Raw genomic sequence first — 6,601 nt, 5'->3', positions numbered from 1 at the left:
GCCGCGCCGCTACCGCCGGAGTCGGCGTCGGCGGCGCAGCCGGTGGCGGCGAGAGCCAGGGCGAGGGTCGCGAGGAGCGTTCCGAGGAGTCTGGGCCGGTGCTGCACCTGGCTCCGCCTTTCTGGGCAACGGGTTCCGGGGGTCGGGCCGGGCCGCCCGGGCCCGGGGTTCCGACACGGCCGACCTTAGTTTAGGTTAGCCTAACCTCACTTAGCCCCCCCTTGGTTCGGAGGCGTCCGATGCTGCCCATTCCCGCCCGTCGCCGGGTCCCCCTCACGGGACTGCTCGGCGTGGTCCTGGCGGCCCTGGCTCTGGCCCTGCTCACCGCCCCGGCGGCGCACGCGTCCGAACGCACCGTCTCCGGTGGGCGGTTGGACTGGGGCGTTCGCGCGTCGTTCCTGACCTACGTCACCGGCCGCGTCGCCCAGGGGAGTTGGGGGCTCTCGGGGGGAGCGGGCACGGTGGGCCACAGCCAGTTCCGGTTCCACTCCGCCACCGGCGGCTACGACCCGGCGACCGGCGCGGTCTCCGCCGCCTACACCGGTGGCGTCCGGTTCCAGGGCCACGTCGACGCGCAGGGCGTCCCCGAGCTGGACCTGACGATCAGCAACCCGTCGGTCCGCGTCACCGGCGCCTCCGGCACCCTCCACGCCGACATCCGCTCCAAGGCCCGCGGCTCCGGCCAGGTCACCGAGGCGAGTGGTGTCGCCCTGGCCTCGCTCGACCTCTCCGGTGTGGACCTGCGGGGCGGCAGCCGGATCTCCGTCACCGGCGCCCCCGCCACCCTCACCACCGACGGCGCCGCCGCCTTCGCCGGCTACTACGCCGCCGGTGACCCGCTGGACCCCGTCACCTTCACCGCCGACACCCTCGACCCCGCCCCCGACCCGGCGGAGCCCGCTCCCGACCCGGCGCCGGACGACGAGGCGCGCGAGCAGGACGAGGCGGCGGACGAGGACGAGGAGGAGGGTGGGGATGCCGAGGAGGCGCCCGACACTGCCGAGATCACCGACGCCGCTCTCGACTGGGGCGTGCGCCGCACCTACCGCGAGTTCGTCACCGGCGACATCGCCGACGGCGGTTGGGAACTCGCCGACGGCGCCCAGGACGGCGGCGCGCTCTTCCGCTTCCCCGACGGCACCGGCGAACTCGACGCCGAAGCCGGCCTGCTGACCGCCGCGTTCACCGGAAGCGTCCACTTCACCGGCAACGACCTCGACCTGCTGGTCGACGCCGTCCGCGTCGAGGTGGCCGACGGCTCCGGAACGATGACCGCCGACGTCACCACCGCCGACGGCACCGCCGAGGATCAGCCGCTGGTGACCTTCGAGGTGCCCGAACTGGCCGTCGAGGACGGGCTGTTCCACCTCTCCGAGGCGCCTGCCGAGCTGACGGCCGAGGGCGCCGAGGCGTTCGGCGGGCTCTACTCCGAGGGCACCGTCATGGACCCGCTCACCCTCGCCGTCGCCGTCAGCGACGACGCCGAACTTCCGCCGCTGCCCGACCTCGGCAGCGAGCCCGTCGAGGAGGCCGAGCCCGAGCCGACTCGCGAACCGGAGCCCCTGGCGGCCGAGTCGACCGCCGACGACTCCTCCTCCACCCCCGTGCCACTGCCGGCCGCCGCCGCGATCGCCCTGCTGGCGCTCGCCGGGGCCGGATACCTGGTCCGGCGCCGCACCACCGGTGCCCGCCGGGCCACCACTCCCTCCGAAGACACCGACAAGGAGACCACCGAACGATGACCGCCCTCCGTATACGCGGCGCCCGCACGAGCCGCCTGCTGCTCGCGGCAGCCACGGCGACGGTGCTGTCCGCGACAGCATTCGCCGCACCGGCGGCAGCCGACACCCCGGCACCCGCAGCCACCTACGACCTGGTGGACGGCACCCTCGACTGGGGCGTCCAGGAGTCCTTCCGCACCTACATCAGCGGCCCGATCGCCAAGGGCAGCATCACCCTCGACGACGGTGCCCAGCGCAACGACGACGGCACCTTCGCCTTCACCGGCGGCACCGGCAGCTACGACCTCGGCACGCACTCGGTGGCCACCGAGTTCGACGGCAGCGTGCACTTCGAGGGCCACGGCGGCGTGCTGGACCTCAAGCTCTCCGACCTCCGGCTCGTCACCGAGGGCCGGACCGGCGGCGCGATCCTCGCCGACGTCACCGTCGGCACCGACACCACCGAGGACGTCGAGTTCGCCCGCCTCGACATGAGCGGCGTCAGCCCGGGCCGGGGCGACGGCGGCGCGATGGTCTTCGCCGACATCCCCGCGACGCTGACGGCCGAGGGGTCGGTGGCGTTCGGCGGCTTCTACGAGGCCGGCGCCGCGCTCGACCCGGCGACCCTCACCGTCAGCGCCGTCCCGCCCGCCGAGCCCGGTGACCCGGACGACGGGGGCGGCGGGGACGACGACACCGAGGAGCCGGGTACCGGAGAGCCGGGCGACGGCGACGACACCGGCAACCCCGGTGACGGCGACGGCGACGACACCGGCAACCCCGGCAACGGCGGTGACGACGACACCGACGACACCGGCAACCCCGGTGACGGCGACGGCGACGACACCGGGAACGGCGACAACGGCGGTGACGACGGCGGCAAGGACGACGACACCGACGACGGCGACGACACCGGCAACCCCGGTGACGACGAGCCCGCCTCCGGCACCATCGCCGACGGCACCCTCGACTGGGGCGTGCGGGACTCCTTCCGCACCTACGTGACCGGCCCGATCGCCCGCGGCTCGGTGGAACTGCTGGACGGGGCAACCGAGAACAGCGACGGGACCTTCCGGTTCCCGGACGCGGTCGGTGAGTTCGACGCCGAGGCCGACGCCCTGGTGGCGGCCTTCGACGGCGGCGTGCAGTTCGTCGGTCACGAGAAGGCCGACGGCGAGTACGAGCTGGACCTCAAGTTCTCCGAGCTGGCCGTGGCGTTCGAGGGCACCGAGGGCGTCCTCGTCGCCGACGTGGTCTCCCACACTCTCGGCGGTGACGTCGTCGAGTACGAGGGCGTCGTCGTCGCCGACCTGACGCTGCCGGCCGCCGCGCTCAACCCGGTCGACGACGTGATCCACCTGGAGAACGTCCCGGCCGTCCTCACCGACGAGGGTGCCGAGGCCTTCGGCGGCTTCTACGAGGCCGGTGCCGACCTCGACCCGCTCACCGTCGCCGTCTCGCTGAACGACGACGCCGAGCTGCCCTCCGGCGGCGGCAACAGCCCCGCCCCGCAGACCGGTGGCACCACCCCGATCGCCGGCGGCGGCGCCTCGGGCGGCGTCTCCGGCGGCCCGGCGGGCGGCGGCTTCGGCGCCGGCGCCCTGGCCTCCACCGGAACCCCGGCCGGTGCCCTTGCGGGCCTCGCCGCGGCCGTGACCGTCGCAGGCGGCGCGGCCTCCTGGGTGACCCGTCGCCGCAGCGCCTCCCCGCTGGTCGACTGACACCCGGTCACGTCGCTGCCCGCCCGGTCCCGACAGGCCGGGCGGGCAGCGGCACGTCCGCGCCCGTGCGGTCCGGGGGAGGCCGAACAGCCCCTCGGGAGACGGGCACGACGCAACGCCGGCCCGGCGGGTGAGCCCCGCCGGGCCGGCGTCGTCGCGGTGTCCGCGCGCGGTGTCGGTGCGCGGCGGTCAGTGCGCGGTGGCCGCGCCCAGGTCCTGGAAGACCGCGGAGTTGAGCGAGAACGCCCGCTTGCACTCCTCCACGATCCGCAGCCGCTCCGCGTCGTCGCCCGGCACCGCGTCGAGCAGCGTCCGGTACTCACGCTTGAACGCGGCGGGGTTCCCGATCCCCTCGAAGACGTAGAACCGCACGCCGTCGCCCTTGGGCTCGAACCCCCACGTCTTCTCCGCGATGGAGCGGATCACCTGGCCGCCCGAGAGGTCGCCGAGGTAGCGCGTGTAGTGGTGGGCGACGTACCCGCCGGTCCAGTCGGTCGCCGTCGTGGTGATCCGCTCCGCGTAGGCGGCGGTGGCCGGCAGCGGTCGGACGGCGGCGCGCCAGTCGGCCGAGTCGTGCATGTGGTCCAGGTCCCGCTCCAGCTGTGCCACCCGGGCCAGCTCGGGACGGACGAAGGGGCCCGCCACCGGGTCGGCGGCCAGTCGCGCCGAGGGTTCCTCCAGTGCCCGGTACACGAACCACAGCTGCTCGGTGTACAGCCGGAACGCCTCCACGCCCAGTCCGCCGCCGAGGAGGTCGCTCATGAAGGAGGAGTTCTCGGCCTCGGTGTGCTGCTGGTGGGAGGCTTCGCGGATCTGCGTGGAAAAGGGAGTCGCGACGGGCGCGGTCACAACGGACCTCCGGGGCCGGGGGCGGGGCGCGGCAGGCCGCCGCACCCCGCCATCCTCTCGACTTAGGCTTACCTAAGTCAAGGTGTTGCCGACATGCTGTCGGTAAAGGCGCGGTCCACGCCGCCGCGGCCGCGGGTCACGGCAGCGTCAGGATCTCCGCGCCGTCGGCGGTGACCACCAGCGTGTGCTCGAACTGGGCGGTCCGCTTGCGGTCCTTGGTCACGACCGTCCAGTCGTCGGCCCACATGTCCCAGTCATGGGTGCCCAGCGTCAGCATCGGCTCGATGGTGAACGTCATGCCCGGCGCCATCACCGTGGTGTGGTCGGCGGAGTCGTAGTGCGGGATGATCAGCCCGGAGTGGAACGAGGTGTTGATGCCGTGGCCGGTGAAGTCACGGACCACCCCGTAGTCGAACCGCTTGGCGTAGGACTCGATCACCCGGCCGATGACGTTGATCTGACGCCCCGGCCGCACCGCCTTGATGGCGCGGTTCAGCGACTCGCGCGTCCGCTCCACCAGCAGCCGTGACTCCTCGTCCACCGCCTCCTCTCCGCCGACCAGGTAGGTGGCGTTGTTGTCGCCGTGGACCCCGCCGATGTAGGCGGTGATGTCCAGGTTCACGATGTCGCCGTCCCGCAGGACGGTGCTGTCGGGGATGCCGTGGCAGATGACCTCGTTGACCGAGGTGCACAGCGACTTGGGGAACCCGCGGTAGCCCAGCGTGGAGGGGTACGCCCCGTTGTCGCACAGGAACTCGTGCGCCACCTCGTCGAGCCGGTCGGTGGTCACACCGTCCGCGATGTGCCGCGACGTCTCCACCAGTGCCTGCGCGGCCAGCCGGCCGGCCACCCGCATCCGCTCGATCGTCTCCGCGTCCTGCACCTCGGGTCCGGTGTACGGTCGCGGCGCCTTTCTCCCCACGTACTCGGGGCGCCGGATGGAGGAGGGGACGGACCGCAGGGGGGAGACGGTCCCGGGGCTGACGAGCGACTGCGCAGACATGGCGTCGAGTCTAAGACCCGGCCGCGGCCCGCCCCCGCCCGGCGACGGTCCGGCGGCCGCACCGCGGCAGTCCGCGCGGCGGACGGTCCGGGCGGCAGGTGGTCCGAGCGGCGCGGCGCGGGCAGGATGACGGTATGGCTCTCTTCCGACGCAGCTCCCAGGACCCGCAGGGCACGGACGGGCAGTGGTACTACTGCCTGCGCCACGGCACCGTCGAGGAGGGGATGCAGTGCCCCGCCACCGACCGCCTCGGCCCCTACCCCAGCCGGATGGACGCCGAGCGCGCCCTCGCGACCGCCCACGAACGGGACGAGGAGTGGCGCAACGACCCCCGCTGGCGCGACGACGACGAGGACGAGGACCCGAAGCCCGGGAGCAGCTGACCCCGCGCCCGCTCGACGCGCGCCCTCCCGGGACCGCCCCGCCGCCCCCCCCGACGGACGGGACGGGGACGGCGGGGCGCGCGGCGCCCGGGGCGCCGCCTGGCAGGATCGTGGGCATGACCACACCGGACCAGCCCACCGACCCGACGCCCGCGCCGCCGGCCGAGCCCGGCGCGGCCGCCCCCACCGGCAAGCCCGCCCCCAAGGACCCCTGGGACCTCCCGGACGTCTCCGACCTCACCGTCGGTGTCCTGGGCGGTACCGGCGACCAGGGGCGCGGTCTCGCCTACCGCCTCGCCCGCGCCGGGCAGCGCGTCGTCATCGGCTCCCGCTCCGCCGACCGCGCCCGGCAGGTCGCCGGCGACGAGCTGCTCGGCCCCGTCGGGGTGGAGGGTGCCGACAACGCCGAGTGCGCCCGCCGCAGCGACGTCGTGATCGTCGCCGTGCCCTGGGACGGCCACGCCGCCACCCTCACCGCGCTGCGGGAGGAGCTCGCGGGGAAGCTCGTCGTGGACTGCGTCAACCCGCTCGGTTTCGACAAGAAGGGCGCCCACGCCCTGTCCGTGCCGGAGGGGAGCGCCGCGGAGCAGGCCGCCGCGCTGCTGCCCGAGTCCCGCGTCACCGCGGCGTTCCACCACCTCTCCGCCGTGCTGCTCCAGGACACCTCGCTGGCGGAGATCCCCACCGACGTCATGGTGCTGGGGGAGGCCCGTGCCGACTGCGAGACCGTGCAGGCACTCGCCTCGCGCATCCCCGGGATGCGCGGCGTCTTCGCCGGCCGGCTGCGGAACGCGCACCAGGTGGAGTCCCTGGTGGCCAACCTGATCTCGGTCAACCGCCGCTACCGGGCCCACGCGGGGATCCGGCTCACCGACATCTGAGGCCGCCGCGCCGCGTCCCCGCCCGGTCCGCCCGGGCGGGGAC

General features: G+C 74.3%; 6 protein-coding genes. 4 read left to right on the top strand and 2 right to left on the bottom strand.

Annotated features, from left to right (window positions below; genetic code table 11):
* Positions 1-239: 239 nt before the first annotated feature.
* Both HCN52_RS20380 and HCN52_RS20375 read left to right on the top strand, forming a co-directional pair.
* The gene (locus HCN52_RS20380; protein ID WP_168089911.1) at positions 240-1,742 is read left to right on the top strand and encodes an HtaA domain-containing protein; all 1,503 of its coding nucleotides are present in this window, start codon (positions 240-242) and stop codon (positions 1,740-1,742) included.
* Positions 1,739-3,442: an HtaA domain-containing protein gene (locus HCN52_RS20375; RefSeq protein WP_168089910.1), complete on the top strand. Its 1,704-nt coding sequence runs from the start codon at positions 1,739-1,741 to the stop codon at positions 3,440-3,442. The genes HCN52_RS20380 and HCN52_RS20375 overlap by 4 nt, the downstream gene beginning before the upstream one ends.
* 189 nt (positions 3,443-3,631) lie before the next feature.
* Here HCN52_RS20375 and HCN52_RS20370 read toward each other — a convergent pair whose 3' ends face one another.
* Complete coding sequence (locus HCN52_RS20370) at positions 3,632-4,291, bottom strand: biliverdin-producing heme oxygenase (protein WP_168089909.1); 660 nt, start codon at positions 4,289-4,291, stop codon at positions 3,632-3,634.
* 136 nt (positions 4,292-4,427) lie between these two features.
* Positions 4,428-5,294, bottom strand: a complete 867-nt coding sequence (map, locus tag HCN52_RS20365) for a type I methionyl aminopeptidase (protein ID WP_168089908.1) — start codon at positions 5,292-5,294, stop codon at positions 4,428-4,430.
* Between the two features lie 134 nt (positions 5,295-5,428).
* Here map and HCN52_RS20360 point away from each other — a divergent pair, with 134 nt between their 5' ends.
* On the top strand, positions 5,429-5,677 hold the full coding sequence (locus HCN52_RS20360; protein ID WP_168089907.1) for a hypothetical protein: 249 nt from the start codon (positions 5,429-5,431) through the stop codon (positions 5,675-5,677).
* 116 nt (positions 5,678-5,793) lie between these two features.
* Positions 5,794-6,558 (top strand): NADPH-dependent F420 reductase, encoded by a 765-nt coding sequence (gene npdG / locus HCN52_RS20355; protein ID WP_168089906.1) that lies wholly within the window; start codon positions 5,794-5,796, stop codon positions 6,556-6,558.
* Positions 6,559-6,601: the final 43 nt, after the last annotated feature.

Origin of the sequence: Streptomyces bohaiensis (genome assembly GCF_012033785.1) — a bacterium.
In the GTDB taxonomy this organism is placed as follows: Bacteria; Actinomycetota; Actinomycetes; order Streptomycetales; family Streptomycetaceae; genus Streptomyces; species Streptomyces bohaiensis.
The sequence above is the reverse complement of the archived record's forward strand: the minus strand, read 5'-3'. Positions and strand labels throughout refer to the sequence as shown.